This is a genomic window from Aurantimonas sp. E1-2-R+4, assembly GCF_036549515.1.
Classification (GTDB): domain Bacteria; phylum Pseudomonadota; class Alphaproteobacteria; order Rhizobiales; family Rhizobiaceae; genus Aurantimonas; species Aurantimonas coralicida_A.
In genome coordinates, this window is record NZ_JAZHLK010000020.1 from 35,255 (window position 1) to 51,110 (window position 15,856).

Here is a 15,856-nt window from a genome sequence, read left to right on the forward strand (position 1 = left end):
CGCCCTATCAGATCGCGTCGATCTCGCCGGCGCCCGCCTTGAGCATCGCGTCGATTTCGGCTGCCGAAGCTGCGGATTCGAGGCCGGCGAAACGGCCCTCGTCGACGATTTCGCGCATGCAATCGCGGATCGCCGCATGGGTGACGCGGGCAAGCGTTGAGCCGAGCGAAATGCGGCGGACGCCGAGCGCGGCGAAATCGGTGACGGAGAGACGCCGCAGCGGTCCGGCGGCGAGTGCGTTGACCGGCTTCGACACGGCGCCGAGTACCCGGCCCAATTCATCGACCCCGGGCGGCGCCGGGACGTAGAGAAGATCGGCGCCCGCCGTCTCGAAAGCCTTTATGCGGCGGATCGCCTCGTCAAGGTCGTAACTGCCGTTCATCACGCCGTCCGCACGGGCGCACAGGACGAAGGGGCGGCCCAGCGCGGAGACGGCCGAGGCCGCGGCGCGGATGCGGTCGACGGCGAGGTCGAACGGGTAGGCGGGGTTTCCCGGCGCCATCCGCGTATCCTCGATGGAGCCGCCCGACAGACCGGCCTCGGCAGCCAGACGAACCGTTTGGGCGACGTCGCCGGGATCGTCGGCAAAGCCGTTTTCGAGATCGCCCGAGACCGGCAGGTCGGACGCCGCGACGATCGTTTCGGCATGGGCGAGCGCCTCGTCGCGCGTCACATGGCCCATGTCTGGCCGGCCGAGCGTGAAGGCGAAGCCGGCCGACGTGGTGGCGAGTGCCTTGGCGCCCGCAGCGGCCATCATGCGGGCCGAACCGGCATCCCAAGGATTGGGTATGACGAAACAGCCCGCCTGATGGAGGTCCTGAAAGGTCTGATGTCGGCGGGACAAGGACGTCATGCAGGTGCCCATTGCCGTTTCGGATGATGTCGCGACTCAAGCAAAGTCGGCGGGAAGCCCGCATGATCATCCGCGATCACGCAAGCTGAACTTTAAGCAGAGAAGGCCGTTTCTGTCGATCTGGAGCCGCAGGGTCGCATCCGCGTGAGCGGTAGCACCTCGTTCGGACGTCTGTCGGATATGACGCTGCGTCGCCCCAACGTTTTGGGCCGAGATTTCGGAACTTTTGCGGCGGTTGGGAGTTGTTTATTCAGCAACGGAACCCAGTCATATCCGGCAGGGGAAAGGTATATCAATGTCTGAACTGGCAAGAACGATCGTCAATCGACGTCGCCAGGCAGAGGTTTCGCGCCATTTGCGGAATCTCCCCACATTCGTCGTGTGCGAGCGCATACCGGCGCCGCTGCGTGAGCAGTTGCGGCGCCTCGACGCGGCGGAAAAATCTGGTCTGCATGCGGCCGGTAATGCGCGCTGAGTGAAGCAGAAATTCAGCCATCGCCTGAAGTCACGGTGCGCCGCGCCTAGCCCCCTGTCCGGGAAGCTCGGAGCGGCGCTGTCGTCTTTGACGGGCGGCACCTTTCATCCGAAAATCGCTTCTCCCTTTTAGAACGATGCGGGTGCGCCAGACCCATTGCGCCAGAACAGCCGGGCTTCGTATAGAAACGGCATGGACAAGCGGCCTTTCAAGCCGAAGCCGGTCACGCCCGAATGGCTATTCCGGGCGGCGGCGCATTATCTCGAACGCTATGCCTCGACCACGGCAAATTTGCGCCGGGTGTTGGAGCGCAAGGTGATGCGGCGTTCCCATGCACTTGGCGAGGACCCCGCCGTCTATGGCGATCTCATCGACGCGACGGTAGCCCGCTTCGTCGAGTTGAAACTCGTCGACGACCAGGCGTTCGCGGAGGCGCGCCTGGCGAGCCTGCGCCGGCGCGGGACGTCCAAGCGCATGGCGGCTGCGAAGCTCTCGGAAAAGGGCGTCGGCCGCGACCTCGTCGAGATGCTGCTGGCCAAGGACGACACCAGCGAACGCGACGCGGCTGCCGCCTACGCGAAGCGGCGGCGGCTTGGTCCGTACCGTCTGCGGGAGCGCACCGAGAGGCGCGACCGTGACGTAGCGGCGATGGTGCGGGCCGGATTCGGTTTTTCCGACGCCGCGGCGGTGATCGATGGTGAAGGCGCCGTTCACTGAGCGGATTGGTAGATTCACGCGCGCCCGCATCTCCTGAACGCGGGCGCGGCCAAGCAGCGCGCCCGACGCCGTACACAAGTGACGTTCCACGGGGCTGCCACCGTGGCCGCAGCCGCTTTCACATGGTCGCATCGCTGGAATGAGGCGTCCGTGCGGCATTGCCAGTTCCGCGCGATATCGTGTATGTGCCGAAGAAACAGGACGACAAGGGAGCCGTCACGTGGCCGAACTGCCGAATTACGACACCACCAATCCGGCCGATATGGACTATCCGGAGCACGAGCGGACCTATGCTCTGTTTCTCGCGATGTTCAAATGGGGCACGATCGTCTCGGTCGCCATTCTCGTCGGCATGACCGTGGGCCTGATGCTGGGCGGCGGGTTTCTCGGCGGTATCCTGAGCTTTGTCGTGCTCCTGGCGATCGCCTATTTCGTCGCTCGATAGGCGGCCTGCCGGCGGGAGAGACGGCAGGAATTTATGGCCATGCCAAGCGTGGCCATAAGATGCACCCGGTGATTGCAACCGATTTTCGGATAAGATCGTCGGATAGAATCATCCAGCGATTCGACATGAAGCGGCCTTTGCGCATCCGGATGGACGCAGGGCGCTAAAGGTTTGAGGGGAGGCGTTCCAAGTTGAAATTGTTCGTGCCAATGGAACGCGACGACGGGGAATCCCGGGTCGCGGCGTCGCCCGATACCGTGAAGAAGCTGACGGGTCTGGGCGCCAACGTCACCGTGGAAGCGGGGGCCGGGGAGCGCTCGCGCGTCACCGACGATGCGTTCAAGGCGGCTGGCGCCGCGATCGGCACGGCGAAGGACGCCTCCAATGCCGATATCGTTCTCAAGGTGCGCCGGCCTTCGCCCGTTGAACTGAAGACCTATAAATCGGGCGCGGTGGTGATCGCGACGATGGACCCCTATGGTCGCGACGAGGAGGTCAAGGCGATGGCCGAGGCCGGCATCCTCGCCTTCGCCATGGAATTCATGCCGCGCATCACCCGCGCGCAATCCATGGACATCCTGTCGTCCCAGGCCAATCTCGCCGGATACCAGGCCGTGGTCGACGCGGCTTATGAATTCGACCGGGCCTTTCCGATGATGATGACCGCGGCCGGGACCGTTCCCGCCGCGCGCGTCTTCGTCATGGGCGCCGGCGTTGCCGGTCTCCAGGCGATCGCCACGGCCAAGCGTCTCGGCGCCGCGGTGACCGCGACGGATGTGCGGCCCGCGGCGAAGGAACAGGTCGAATCGCTCGGCGGCAAGTTCATCGCGGTCGAGGACGAGGAGTTCAAGGCGGCGGAGACGGCCGGCGGTTATGCCAAGGAGATGTCGAAAGAGTATCAGGCCAAGCAGGCCGAACTCGTCGCATCCCACATCGCCAAACAGGACATCGTCATCACCACCGCCTTGATTCCTGGCCGGCCGGCGCCTCGGCTGGTCTCCAAGGCGATGGTCGAATCGATGAAGCCGGGCTCGATTGTGGTCGACCTTGCCGTCGAGCGCGGTGGCAATGTCGAGGGCGCCGAAGCCGGCAAGGTCGTGCAGATGGGGCCGGCGAAGATCGTCGGCCATCTCAACGTTCCGGGCCGGATCGCCGCCAGTGCGTCGCTGCTCTACGCCAAGAACCTTTCGAGTTTCCTGGAGACGATGATCGACAAGGAAACCAAGGCACTGAAGATCGATTTCGAGGATCCGCTGGTGCAGGCGACGCTGCTGACGCGCGACGGCAAGGTGGTTCATCCGAATTTCGCCAAGGAGCCGGCCGCGGGCTCCGGCGATAACGGCGCAGCCGAGACGGCCAAGGGAGAGGCGTGATGGAAAACGAGACCATTCGCAACACGCTGCAGCAGCTGAACGAGGCTGGTGCCGCCATTCGCGAGGCCCGCTCCGGTGTGGAAGGGATGATGAGCTCCGGCATCACTGAAGCGGTCGGCGCAGCGACCGGAATCGACCCCTTCGTCTTCCATCTGGCGATCTTCGTGCTGGCGATCTTCGTCGGCTACTACGTCGTCTGGTCGGTGACCCCGGCGCTGCACACGCCGTTGATGTCGGTGACCAACGCCATCTCCTCGGTGATCATCGTCGGCGCGCTTCTGGCCGTCGGCATCTCGGCGTCGGGAATGGCCATGACCTTCGGATTCATCGGGCTGGTTCTGGCTTCGGTGAACATCTTCGGCGGCTTCCTCGTCACCCAGCGCATGCTGGCAATGTACAAGAAAAAAGAGAAGTGAGGCGGTAGCAGATCATGTCCGAGAATTTTGCCGCCTTCCTTTATCTCGTCTCCGGCGTCCTGTTCATCCTGGCGCTGAGGGGCCTGTCGCACCCGACCACCAGCCGCCAGGGCAATCTGTACGGCATGGTGGGCATGGGGATCGCCATCCTCACCACGCTGCTTCTGGCCGGCCCGTCCTTCGGCGGGCTGGTGCTGATCGTCCTCGGCATCGCCATTGGCGGCGGCGTCGGCGCGGTGACCGCCAAGCGCATCCCAATGACGGCGATGCCGCAGCTCGTCGCAGCCTTCCACAGCCTCGTCGGCTTGGCGGCCGTGATGGTCGCCGCCGCGGCGCTCTACGCGCCGGAAGCCATCGGCATCGGCACGGTTGGCGACATCCATGCCCAGGCACTGGTGGAAATGTCGATCGGCGTCGCCATCGGCGCTATCACCTTCACCGGCTCGATCATCGCCTTCCTGAAGCTCGACGGACGCATGAGCGGCAAACCGATCATGTTGCCGCAACGCCATCTCATCAACATCGCCCTCGGCGTGGCGATGGTCGCCTTGGTCGTGGCCTTCGCGATCACCCAGAGCTACGTCCTGTTCTGGCTCATCGTCATCGTCGCGCTGGCGCTTGGCGTGTTGCTGATCGTTCCGATCGGCGGCGCCGACATGCCCGTCGTCGTCTCGATGCTGAACTCCTATTCGGGTTGGGCGGCAGCCGGCATCGGCTTTACGCTGCAGAATCTGGCGTTGATCATCACCGGCGCGCTGGTCGGGTCTTCCGGCGCGATCCTCTCCTACATCATGTGCAAGGGGATGAACCGGTCCTTCATCTCGGTCATTCTTGGTGGCTTCGGCGGCGAGAGCGGGCCGGCGGGCGCCGACGATCTCGGCGATCGCACGGTCAAGCAGGGTTCGGCCGAGGACGCGGCGTATCTGATGAAGAACGCCGGCCGGGTCATCATCGTGCCGGGCTATGGCATGGCGGTGGCGCAGGCTCAGCACGCGCTGCGGGAGATGGTGGACAAGCTCAAGGACGAGGGCGTCGAGGTCAAATACGCCATCCATCCGGTGGCGGGCCGCATGCCGGGGCACATGAACGTTCTCTTGGCTGAAGCCAACGTGCCCTATGACGACGTGTTCGAGCTCGAGGACATCAATTCGGAATTCGCCCAGACCGACGTCGCTTTCGTCATCGGCGCCAACGATGTGACCAACCCGTCGGCGCGTGACGACAAGGCCTCGCCGATCTACGGCATGCCGATCCTCAACGTCGATCAGGCAAAGACCTGCCTGTTCATCAAGCGTTCGCTGGCTTCGGGCTATGCCGGCATCGACAATACGTTGTTCTACAAGGACAACACCATGATGCTGTTCTCCGACGCCAAGAAGATGGTCGAGGACATCGTCAAGGCGCTTGCCGACTGACCACCAACGCCGATCGGCCGGGGGCATCGTCCCCGCTGTTTCCCTGTCATGAAAAAGGCCTGCCGGGTGTGGCAGGCCTTTTTCGTTTCTGCGGCGGCGTTAGCGACGACCGCGTTATTTCGGCTGCGGAACGACGACCACGGCGGCCGGCGGCGTGGCCACGACAACGGCGGGCGCGAGCGTGAACTTCGCCACGCCGATGGCTGCGTTGATGCCTTCCTGGGCCTGCACGCTCACCGGCTGCAGCGAAAAGCTGTCGTTGTTGCCGCCGACGAGAACGCTGGCCCCGCCGCCGACAACGACGGATGCGTCAGCTGTCGCACCGACATAGGTGCCGGCCAGGCTGTTGGGGGTGTACGGGGTGCCGTCCGCCGAGACGACCGCCCAGGTCATCACGGTGCGGCCGGTGACGCCGACGTCGAGGCCGAACTTGTCGAGCGTCGCCGCATAGAGCTCAGGCGCGCCGCCTTCCGCGGGCGTGAATTCGCAGACCAGGTTGTCGGTCGAGCCGACGATGAAACCGGTCGAGCCGTCGCTGTTGCAGCCAAGGACGCCGACCTTGGTCTCGGCCGATGCGCCCGAGGCAAGCAGCGGGGTCGTGGCGAAGGCGGCGGCAAGCGCCAGCGAGGATAAAATGGTTTTCATGGGATGGTCCTTTCGTGGGTTATCCACTTCGGGGGAGAAAGTCATGGTGCGCCGCGAAGTTCCCCCTCAGCCGCGTTTCTTTTCAGCCAGGATGCAGGCGCGACGTCTCCGATGCTGCGAATCGGCGGCGGCGTGCCCTGCGCTTGCCTGACGGGTGAAAATCATGATTACCTAAGGGAATTATAAGCGAGGGCGCCCAGATGAATGGAGACCCGGAGAAGCCGGCGATGGCTAAGCGCCAAGCCGTCATTGTCATCCATGGCATGGGCGAGCAGCGTCCGATGGCGACGCTGCGCTCCTTCGTCGAGGCGGTGCTAGGCTCCAACGAGAAGGAAGCGGGCAGAACATCCGAATTCTGGATCGTGCCGGATTCGCGCACCGGCTCCGCTGAACTTGCCCGCATCACGACCCCCGCCGATGCAAACGGCGTTCGCACGGACTTCTACGAGTTCTACTGGGCCGACATCATGCAAGGCACGACGTTGCAGCACCTGCGGGCTTGGATCTTCGGTCTGCTATTGCGCTGGCCGCATCATGTGCCGCGCGATGTGTGGTGGGCATGGCTTTGGTTGTGGACCGGCACGCTGGTCGCTGTCGCTCTGGCGGCCGGGGGGCTTTTCGGATTGATCGATTCGGGCCCGGCCGAGGCGGCTCCGGAGGTGGTCTCGCCGTTGTGGCCAGCGGTCGTTGGTATCGCCGTCGCGCTGTTCGCGGCCGGCGTGTTGCTGTATTTTCTGTGGCGACGTCTGTCCGGCGAACCGAGGGCGACGGAGTTGTCCTATCACTTTGCCGGCGGCGCAGCCGTACTCGTCTTTGCCGGCATCGCCTTTCTGCTTCCATGGCAATCCATCCTGACCTTGAGCGTCGGTATGCTCGTGCTGTCGACGGCGATCGGTGTTCTCGTCCACCAACTCGTCGTGCCTTATCTTGGCGACGTCGCCCGGTATGTGCGAACCGAACCCGACACGGTGGAAAAACGCAGAGATATACGCGAGCGGGGGCTGGCGCTGCTCAGAGCGCTGCACCGCGAGGCCCCGCCGGCGACGCCGAAGGAAGGCGAGGGCGCGGATGCGACAGGCGACGATGGCGCCGAGACCGAACGCTATGAACGCATCGTCGTCGTCGGCCACAGCCTCGGGGCCATCATCGCCTACGATCTGCTGCGGCTGTTCTGGCTGGAAGCCGGTCCGAACCGGGACCACCCGATGGGATTGCAGGTCCACGAGGCATTCGACGCCCTCGTTGCTTTCCTCGAAACAGAACCGGATTTGCGCGATGAGCGCGAGCTCTCGGTCTACCGGAATTTTCAGCGCGCGGTTTCGCGCGCCATGGCGGCCGAGCGGACGAAAGTTTTGCCGGGCGCTCCGGTGGATCCCGGAAAGGGGCCGCTGTTCTGGCGTATCAGCGATCTGGTAACCCTCGGTAACCCGCTGACCCACGCCGAGTTCCTGCTCGCCCGCGATGTCGATCGCCTTGCGCGACTCGTCGAGGAGCGGCAGATCGCGACGTCGCCGCCACTGCCCGTCGAGGGACGCGATTTCCGCTACCGACCGGACGATCACCGCCTGCATGTGTTGCGTGAGATCGAGGAGCAGTACCCCGGCCTTCCCCATCATGCGGCCATGTTCGCGGCGACGCGCTGGACGAATATCTACGACCGCCACTCCAAGGTGCTGCTGGGTGACATCGTGTCAGGTCCGGTCCAGAACGAACCGGCGACCGCCATTTCGCCTGAGTTGGGCGCCGCGGGCGAGCCGGGCATGGGGCTCGGGATCCGTGATCGCCATGTCCGGATTCGCCGGCGCAAGCCTTTGATCCCCGGGCTGGGACGGCTCTTTACGCACACGCTCTACTGGGATTGCGAGGCTGAAGGAATACTGGTTTCCGGCGACATCGCCCCGGCCTATCGCGCCGCCGGCCCGCATCCAAGGCAGCATGTCTCAGTCTTGCGAGAGGCGATGGTTCTGGACGAACCGCTGGCCGGCCCTCCGGACGACGCCTCGGACGCCCAGCCCGAGGTCGTCGCGTAAAACGTGCGGCCAGTCACCCCGAGCGGACGGGGCGGCGTCAGCGATCCTGCTCAGGCGCCGCCTCTGGTGCGCGCCATGCCGTCCTTGGCCGGTTGGTATTTCGGATCGAGCTGCGCGGCACGGGAATAGGACTTTAAGGCCCGCCCACGATCGCCTTTGCGTTCGAAGACCAGCGCCTGGTTGGTCCAATACTCGGCCTTCTTGTCGTCGAGCTTCAGAGCCGCGTTGAAATCGGCGAAGGCATTTTCCTCGTCGCCGAGCGCCAGATAGGAGACGCCGCGCCCGGAATAAGGCTCGGACGCTGTCGCCTGCAATGAAATCGCCGTCGAAAAATCCTCGATCGCCTGTTTGTGCTGGCCGTCGATCTGATAGAGAAGGCCGCGGTTATGATAGGCGCGCGGGTCGGTGGTGTTCAGGTCGATCGCCCGCTGGAAATCGATGAGCGCCTCACGATTGCGGCCGGCGACCCGGTAGACGTTGCCGCGTCCGATATAAGCCGAATCGTAATTCGGATTGATCTGAAGTGCCACGCTGTAGTCCTGGACGGCCTTCGCCGGCTGGTTGGTCTGGCGGTAGACGAGCGCGCGGTTGGCGTAGGCCTGATAGAAATTCGGGTCGAGCTGGAGGGCGGTCGTGAAATCCTGGATCGCGGCGTCGTATTTGCCGGCGCGCCCATAGGCCGTACCCCGAACGTTGAGGGCTTCCGGATCGCGGGGATTGGCACTGACGGTCTGGGTCAGCGAGGCGATGTTCTGGTCGAGCCCCTGATTTTGATCGAGGGCGATCGCCGTGACGGCCGGTCCGTCCGATGTCGACTGGCACGCAGCGAGAACCGTCATCAGGCCGAGCACCGCAGCGGTGCGCAAAGTCGTATGCGCGACTCGCCCCTCCGGTTCGATCGCCGTGGGGCGTGTAACCGGACCGCGGGCGAACGCACGGGTGACAAGGCTCAGAGGCTGCAGCATCGATGAATTGTTCCCTCGAGAGACGAATCAGGCCGGTCGTCGGCCATCTGACCGGCCCGGACCGCATGGCCCGGATCGATCTTATGGACTCTTGCTGACCCATACGCAAAGAGGCGGCAGACTCGCGCCTCGACCGCCTCCGTTACAACCTCAAATCGCCGAAAGAATGGCGCAGCGCGCCGCTATTGTCGCCGATGCCCTAGTGACTGCGGCCGCCGCTCGCCAGACCTTCGCGCTGAGCCTGCTTGCGCGCCAGCTTGCGGGCGCGGCGAACCGCCTCGGCCTTCTCCCGAGCGCGCTTCTCCGAAGGCTTCTCGAAGAAATTGCGCATCTTCATTTCGCGAAAGATTCCCTCGCGCTGCATTTTCTTCTTGAGGGCGCGGAGAGCCTGGTCGACGTTGTTGTCGCGGACAGATACCAGCACTGGATGTTCCATTTGTGACGTGTGGTGGGCGGTAGTTTGAACAATAGATCGATAACTTGGAAGCAATTCCGCGAAATCCGGCAGGCCCATAGCAGGCTGGAAGGTCTTTGTCGAGGGGCAGGGGAGGGGCGCAAGGTCCGCTGCTCGCCGCGACCGTGAGGCATATCGATGCGGGTGGGGAAGGGAACCTTGCCGCGACCGCGCGGTTTCACGCGCATTCGATGATAGGGTGTCGCGCGACGGCAGCCCGGCAGCGGGGTGCGGTCGCGCGAGACGCTGGCAGGAGGCTATTCAACACATGAACGAGATCAGACGGGAGCGCGCGGCGGTCGTCGCGACGGACGGCCTCAGGCGGATATCGTGGGGCGCGATCATTGCCGGTGCGCTGTTGGCCCTCGCCATCCAATTCATGCTGGGATTGCTCGGGCTCGGCATTGGCCTCGCGACCATCGAACCGAACGGAGCGGAGAGCTTCGACGGCAACACGTTTGCATCCGTCGGCGGCCTGTGGACCGTCGCCGTCGTGCTGACCGGCCTCTTCGTCGGTGCCTATGCCGCCGGCCGACTTGCCGGCAGCTCGTCCAAAACCGATGCGATCCTCCATGGCGTTGTCACCTGGGCGACGTCGACGCTTCTGGTCGTCTTTTTGTTGACCAGCGGCGCCTCGGCCGTCCTCGGTGCCGCCTTCGGTGCGATCGGTGGCTCGATCCAGGGTTTGGCGCAGGCGTCGTCCGCGCTGTCTCCTGATACGATGTCCGATAGATCGTTGAACCGCGTGGCAGAGGAGGCGTTGCGCCCGCGTGCCGCCGCTGTGTCGCCGGCCACGATCGAGCCAGCCGGAGAGGGTGAGGGGCTGCCGGCCGCAGTCGAGCCGACGCCGGTTGCGCCGGATAGCGCGACAATGGTCGCAACCGTTCTCACCGGCCTTGGCGAGCAAGCGACTCAAGACCAGCGTCAGGCCGCGAGCCGGGCCATCGCGCAACAGGCGGGAGTCCCGCTGGCAGAGGCGGAACAGCGGCTTCAGCAACTCCAGCAGACTTACGACAGCGCCAAGCGGGAGGCCCGGGTCGCCGCTGATGCGGCGGCCCGCGCAGTGGCCGCCGCCTCGTTCGCGGCATTCGTCGCCTTGGCTCTCGGTCTGATCGTGGGCGCACTCGGAGGTCTCCTCGGGCGCCCAAGAGGATTGCATATCGCCAGCCGGGTCTAATCCGGAAACGCAGTTTGAATGGTCGAAGCAGGCGGGCGCAGTGTGCCGTACCTGCTTCGACTGTGCGTCACCGGTTGTCGCGATTCGAGCATGGTGACGCCCCATCCTCGGTAAACATCGATGAAGACGCGATGACCGCTGAAGGTCCAGGGTCGGGGCGGGTTGCCGGAGGCGGCGGCGGAGCGCTACATCAGAGCGAGCCGTCGTCGAATGACGCCAGGTTTTAGGACGCGAGGCGAAAGATGCGGAAATTTTCGGCCTTTGCCATTGCGCGCGAGGCGATGCGCGGCCATTCCGGTTGGGGTGAGCAGTGGGCATCGCCCGAGCCGCGCCGCCAATACGAGGTCGTCATCGTCGGGGCCGGCGGCCACGGCCTCGCCACTGCCTACTATCTCGCCAAGGAACACGGCATCACCGATATCGCGGTGATCGAGAAGGGCTGGCTCGGCGGCGGCAATACCGGCCGCAACACCACGATCATCCGCTCCAATTATCTCTACGACGAGTCGGCCGCCATGTACGACCATGCGGTCAAGCTGTGGGAAGGGCTGAGCCAGGACCTCAACTACAACGTCATGTTTTCCCCGCGCGGCGTCCTGATGCTGTCGCACAATGTCCACGACGTGCAGGTCGCCAAGCGCCATGTCCACTCCAACCGGTTGAACGGCGTCGACAACGAGTGGCTGACGCCGGAAGAGTGCAAGGCGTACTGCCCGCCGCTGAATATCTCGAGGGACACGCGCTACCCGGTGGTGGGCGGCGCGCTGCAGCGGCGCGGCGGCACCGCTCGCCATGATGCTGTCGCCTGGGGCTATGCACGGGCGGCGTCGGCGCGCGGTGTCCACGTCATCCAGAATACCGCCGTCACCGGCATAAGGCGTAGCGCCGACGGATCCGTGGCCGGCGTCGAGACCACACGCGGCTTCATCGGCGCAAGGAAGATCGGCGTCGTCGCGGCCGGCAACACCTCGGTGGTCATGGACATGGCCGGCGTCCGGATGCCGATCGAGAGCTTTCCGCTGCAGGCGCTGGTGTCGGAACCGGTCAAGCCCTGCTTTCCCTGCGTGGTCATGTCGAACACCGTCCACGCCTATGTCTCCCAATCGGACAAGGGCGAACTCGTCATCGGCGCCGGCACTGACCAGTATCCGTCCTATTCGCAGACCGGCAGCCTGCACATCCTCAACCATACGGTGGACGCGATTTCGGAGATGTTTCCGATGTTCCGCCGCATGCGCATGCTGCGTTCCTGGGGCGGCATCGTCGACGTGACGCCCGACCGCTCGCCGATCCTGTCGAAGACGCCGGTAAAAGGGCTCTACGTCAATTGCGGCTGGGGTACCGGCGGCTTCAAGGCGACGCCCGGTTCCGGCCACGTCTTCGCCCACACCATCGCTCGCGACGAGCCGCACAGGATCAACGCCGCCTTCAGCCTCGACCGCTTCGAGACAGGCCGCTTCATCGACGAGGCGGCAGCCGCCGCCGTCGCGCACTGACCGCAGGGATCGTTTCCATGCTGCTGATCCATTGCCCCTATTGCCAGGAAAACCGACCAGAGCTCGAGTTCCGCCACGCCGGCGAAGCGCATATCGCGCGACCGGCCGCAGACGGGAAACCGGGACGCGCCGTCGCCGAGGCGCTCTACCTGCGTACGAATAATCGCGGCGTCGTCTTCGAACGCTGGCGCCACATCCATGGCTGCGGGCGCTTCTTCAACGCCGCGCGCCATTCGGTGTCGGACAAATTCCTCGCTTTCTACGAAGCCGGCGCGCCGAAGCCCGATGTCGGGGAGGGTGGACGATGAGCCGCTTCCGGCTTCCCGAGCACGGCCGCCTCAACAGCGCTCGCCGCATCCAATTCCGCTTCGACGGCCAACGCTATGTGGGGCTGGAGGGCGACACGCTTGCCTCGGCACTCCTCGCCAACGGCGTGCATCTCACCGGTCGCTCGTTCAAATATCATCGGCCGCGCGGCATCCTGGGTTCCGGTCCGGAAGAGCCGAACGCGCTGGTCGAGATTTGCCGCGACGACGCCCGCCGCCAGCCCAATATCCGCGCGACCATGCAGCCGCTCTATGACGGGCTCGAAGCTATCAGCCAAAACCGCTGGCCTTCGCTCGGCTTCGACATCGGCTGCGCCAACGGGATATTCTCGCGCTTCCTGACCGCCGGCTTCTACTACAAGACCTTCATGTGGCCGAAGGCCTTTTGGCATCGGTTCTATGAACCGTATATCCGGGCCGCTGCCGGCCTCGGGCGCGCGCCGACGAAACCCGACCCCGAGCACTACGCCAACCGCTTCGCCCATGTCGACGTGCTCGTCGCGGGCGGCGGCCCGGCGGGGCTCGCCGCTGCGCTGGCGGCGGGCGAGGCGGGCGCCAGCGTGCTCCTCTGCGACGAAGGGGCGAGCTTTGGCGGCTGGCTGAAGGCGGAAAGCAGTACGACCATCGATGGCGTCGCCGCGATGGACTGGGTCGACGGCGTCGTCGCCCGGCTCGCGGGCATGACCAATGTCCGCTTGATGCCGCGCACGACGGCCTTCGGCTATTACAACCACAACATGCTGGTGTTGGCCGAGCAGGTCACGGAGCATCTTGCCGAGCCCGACCCGGCGCTGCCGCGCGAGCGGCTGTGGCAGGTGCGGGCGAAAAAGGTGGTGCTCGCGACCGGCTCGATCGAGCGGCCGCTGGTGTTTCCCGATAACGACCGGCCGGGCATCATGCTGGCCGGCGCGGCGCGGCTCTATCTCAACCATTTCGGCGTTGCGCCGGGCCGCCGCGTTGCGGTCTTCACTGCCCATGACGCGGCCTATGCGGCGGCGATCGACCTGAAACGGGCGGGCGTCGCCGTTCCGGTCATCGTCGATTTGCGGGCCGAACCGCCCGCCGACATCACCGCCGAGGCACGGGCGCTCGGGATCGAGGTTCTCGAAGGCTACGAGGTCAAGACCGTGCGCGGCACCAGGCGCATTACGGGCTTCACTGTCGAGGAGCTGCGCTCGGGCCAGGACAATCGTCGCTTCGATTGCGACGCGCTGCTGATGTCCGGCGGCTATACGCCCTCGGTGCATCTGTTCTCCCAATCGCGCGGCAAGCTCGCCTTCGATCCGGCGCTCCAGGCCTATGTCCCGGCGGAGCCGGCCGAGGAGTGCGTCAGCGTCGGCGCGGCGGCGGGCGACTTCGATCTGGCGAAGACGATCGGTTCGGCCCGCAACGCAGGCCGCGTCGCGGCGACCGGCAAGGCCGGCAAAGCCGCAGCGGTCGCGGTCGCGGGGGCCGCGCCCTTCGGCGGCGGTATGGCGGGGGCGACGCCCGCCGCCGGCGCGGGAAAATTCGTCAAGGCCTTCATCGACTTCCAGAACGACGTGACGGCCAAGGACATCCGTTTCGCCGTGGCCGAGGGCTTCCACTCGGTCGAGCATATCAAGCGCTTCACCACCACCGGCATGGCGACCGACCAGGGCAAGACGTCGAACATTCATGGCATCGGCGTTGCCGCCGAAGCACTGAGCCGTCCGATGCCAGAGGTCGGGTTGACCACCTTTCGCGCGCCGTTCACGCCGGTCACGTTCGGCACCATCGCCGGCTTCGCCAAGGGGCCGCTGTTCGATCCGACCCGGAAGACGCCGATCCACGACAGCGCCGAGGCCGAAGGAGCGGTGTTCGAGGACGTCAGCCTCTGGAAGCGGGCGTGGTATTTTCCGAAAGGCGCCGACATGCACGCCGCCGTCGGCCGCGAATGCCGGACGGTGCGCGAGGCGGCGGGCCTCTTCGACGCTTCCACCCTGGGCAAGATCGAGGTGGTCGGGCCGGACGCGGCGAAGTTCCTCGACGTGATCTATGCGACGCCGCTGGCAAGCCTGGCCATCGGCAAGTGCCGCTATGCGATCATGCTGAACGAGGCCGGCTTCATCATCGACGACGGCATCGTCGCCAGGATCGGCGAGGACCGTTATCACGTGACCACCACGACCGGCGGCGCGCCGCGCGTGCTTGAGCTGATGGAGGACTACCGGCAGACCGAGTTCCCGGATCTGAAAGTCTGGACGACCTCGGTCACCGAGCAATGGGCGGTGATCGCCGTGCAGGGGCCGAAAGCGCGGGAGACCGTCGCGCCCTTCGTCGAGGGGTTGGATATTTCGCCGGACGCCTTCAAGCACATGTCGGTGGCCGAATGCACCGTCATGGGCGTTGCCTGCCGGCTGTTCCGCGTCTCATTCACCGGAGAGGCTGGCTACGAGATCAACGTGCCGGCCGATTATGGCCGCGCGGTCTGGGACAGGCTGCGCGAGCATGGCCGCAGCCTTGGCGCTGAGCCCTACGGCACCGAGGCCATGCACGTTCTCAGAGCTGAAAAGGGCTATATCATCGTCGGCCAGGAGACCGACGGCACGGTGACGCCGGCCGACGCGGGGCTCGCCTGGGCGGTGTCGAAGAAGAAGACGGGCTTCGTCGGCAAGCGCGGGCTGGAGCGGTCCGATCTCCTGGCCCCCGGCCGCAAACAACTCGTCGGCCTCAAGACCGCGAACCCGCTGACCGTTCTGGAGGAAGGCGCGCAGATCGTCGCCGATCCGAACGAGGCCGTGCCGATGACCATGCTCGGCCATGTCACCTCGGCCTATCACTCCGACGCGATGGGACGTTCGATCGCGCTGGCGCTGGTCAAGGACGGCCGCAACCTGATCGGCCGCACGCTGTATGTTCCGATGCCGAAAGAGACGATCGCCGTCGAGGTGACGGACACGGTGTTCTTCGATCCGGAAGGGGAGCGGCTGCATGGCTGAGCGCAAGACGGCATCGAAGAAAACACCGATTGGCGTGGCATCGAAGGCGAAAAAGCCGACCAAGGCTGCGGCCAGGAAAACCGCGCCGCCCACTGCCGCGACGGCAGCG

15 protein-coding genes are annotated in these 15,856 nt (G+C 65.2%); 11 read left to right on the plus strand and 4 right to left on the minus strand.

Annotation, left to right across the window (positions count from 1 at the left end):
- Positions 1-7 precede the first annotated feature (7 nt).
- Complete coding sequence (locus VQ045_RS10950) at positions 8-853, minus strand: isocitrate lyase/PEP mutase family protein (protein ID WP_327649483.1); 846 nt, start codon at positions 851-853, stop codon at positions 8-10.
- A gap of 295 nt (positions 854-1,148) precedes the next feature.
- Between VQ045_RS10950 and VQ045_RS10955 the strand changes: the two genes are divergently transcribed.
- From VQ045_RS10955 to VQ045_RS10980, 6 genes are all read left to right on the plus strand, one after another.
- Positions 1,149-1,328 carry a hypothetical protein gene (locus VQ045_RS10955; protein ID WP_331830135.1) on the plus strand — a complete coding sequence of 60 codons (180 nt, stop codon included), beginning with the start codon at positions 1,149-1,151 and terminating at the stop codon, positions 1,326-1,328.
- 192 nt (positions 1,329-1,520) lie between these two features.
- Entirely contained in the window at positions 1,521-2,045 is a 525-nt protein-coding gene (locus tag VQ045_RS10960) for a regulatory protein RecX (RefSeq protein WP_327622561.1), read from the plus strand.
- A 220-nt stretch (positions 2,046-2,265) separates the two neighbouring features.
- On the plus strand, positions 2,266-2,490 hold the full coding sequence (locus VQ045_RS10965; protein ID WP_327622560.1) for an aa3-type cytochrome c oxidase subunit IV: 225 nt from the start codon (positions 2,266-2,268) through the stop codon (positions 2,488-2,490).
- A gap of 209 nt (positions 2,491-2,699) precedes the next feature.
- Positions 2,700-3,863, plus strand: coding sequence for a Re/Si-specific NAD(P)(+) transhydrogenase subunit alpha (locus tag VQ045_RS10970; RefSeq protein ID WP_327622559.1), 1,164 nt, complete (start codon positions 2,700-2,702; stop codon positions 3,861-3,863).
- The gene (locus VQ045_RS10975) at positions 3,863-4,279 is read left to right on the plus strand and encodes a proton-translocating transhydrogenase family protein (protein ID WP_331830136.1); all 417 of its coding nucleotides are present in this window, start codon (positions 3,863-3,865) and stop codon (positions 4,277-4,279) included. The genes VQ045_RS10970 and VQ045_RS10975 overlap by 1 nt, the downstream gene beginning before the upstream one ends.
- Positions 4,280-4,293: 14 nt before the next feature.
- Positions 4,294-5,694 (plus strand): NAD(P)(+) transhydrogenase (Re/Si-specific) subunit beta, encoded by a 1,401-nt coding sequence (locus VQ045_RS10980; protein ID WP_331830137.1) that lies wholly within the window; start codon positions 4,294-4,296, stop codon positions 5,692-5,694.
- Positions 5,695-5,808: 114 nt separating this feature from the next.
- Here the strand turns inward: VQ045_RS10980 and VQ045_RS10985 are convergent, their stop codons facing one another.
- Positions 5,809-6,339, minus strand: coding sequence for a DUF992 domain-containing protein (locus VQ045_RS10985; protein WP_331830138.1), 531 nt, complete (start codon positions 6,337-6,339; stop codon positions 5,809-5,811).
- 227 nt (positions 6,340-6,566) lie between these two features.
- On the opposite strand from VQ045_RS10985, the gene VQ045_RS10990 reads away from it, so the two are divergent.
- Positions 6,567-8,369: a hypothetical protein gene (locus VQ045_RS10990; protein ID WP_331830139.1), complete on the plus strand. Its 1,803-nt coding sequence runs from the start codon at positions 6,567-6,569 to the stop codon at positions 8,367-8,369.
- 50 nt (positions 8,370-8,419) lie between these two features.
- On the opposite strand, the gene VQ045_RS10995 is transcribed toward VQ045_RS10990, so the two are convergent.
- A complete protein-coding gene (locus tag VQ045_RS10995) occupies positions 8,420-9,334 on the minus strand; it encodes a tetratricopeptide repeat protein (RefSeq protein ID WP_442879852.1) in 915 nt (304 codons plus the stop codon).
- A 199-nt stretch (positions 9,335-9,533) separates the two neighbouring features.
- A complete protein-coding gene (rpsU, locus tag VQ045_RS11000) occupies positions 9,534-9,758 on the minus strand; it encodes a 30S ribosomal protein S21 (RefSeq protein ID WP_327622661.1) in 225 nt (74 codons plus the stop codon).
- A 298-nt stretch (positions 9,759-10,056) separates the two neighbouring features.
- On the opposite strand from rpsU, the gene VQ045_RS11005 reads away from it, so the two are divergent.
- The 4 genes from VQ045_RS11005 to VQ045_RS11020 all read left to right on the plus strand — a co-directional run bounded on the left by VQ045_RS11005 (position 10,057) and on the right by VQ045_RS11020 (position 15,747).
- A complete protein-coding gene (locus tag VQ045_RS11005) occupies positions 10,057-10,965 on the plus strand; it encodes a hypothetical protein (RefSeq protein ID WP_331830140.1) in 909 nt (302 codons plus the stop codon).
- A 242-nt stretch (positions 10,966-11,207) separates the two neighbouring features.
- Positions 11,208-12,461 (plus strand): sarcosine oxidase subunit beta family protein, encoded by a 1,254-nt coding sequence (locus VQ045_RS11010; protein WP_331830141.1) that lies wholly within the window; start codon positions 11,208-11,210, stop codon positions 12,459-12,461.
- A 17-nt stretch (positions 12,462-12,478) separates the two neighbouring features.
- Complete coding sequence (locus VQ045_RS11015) at positions 12,479-12,769, plus strand: sarcosine oxidase subunit delta (protein WP_327622550.1); 291 nt, start codon at positions 12,479-12,481, stop codon at positions 12,767-12,769.
- Positions 12,766-15,747: a sarcosine oxidase subunit alpha family protein gene (locus tag VQ045_RS11020; RefSeq protein WP_331830142.1), complete on the plus strand. Its 2,982-nt coding sequence runs from the start codon at positions 12,766-12,768 to the stop codon at positions 15,745-15,747. The genes VQ045_RS11015 and VQ045_RS11020 overlap by 4 nt, the downstream gene beginning before the upstream one ends.
- Positions 15,748-15,856 lie beyond the last annotated feature (109 nt).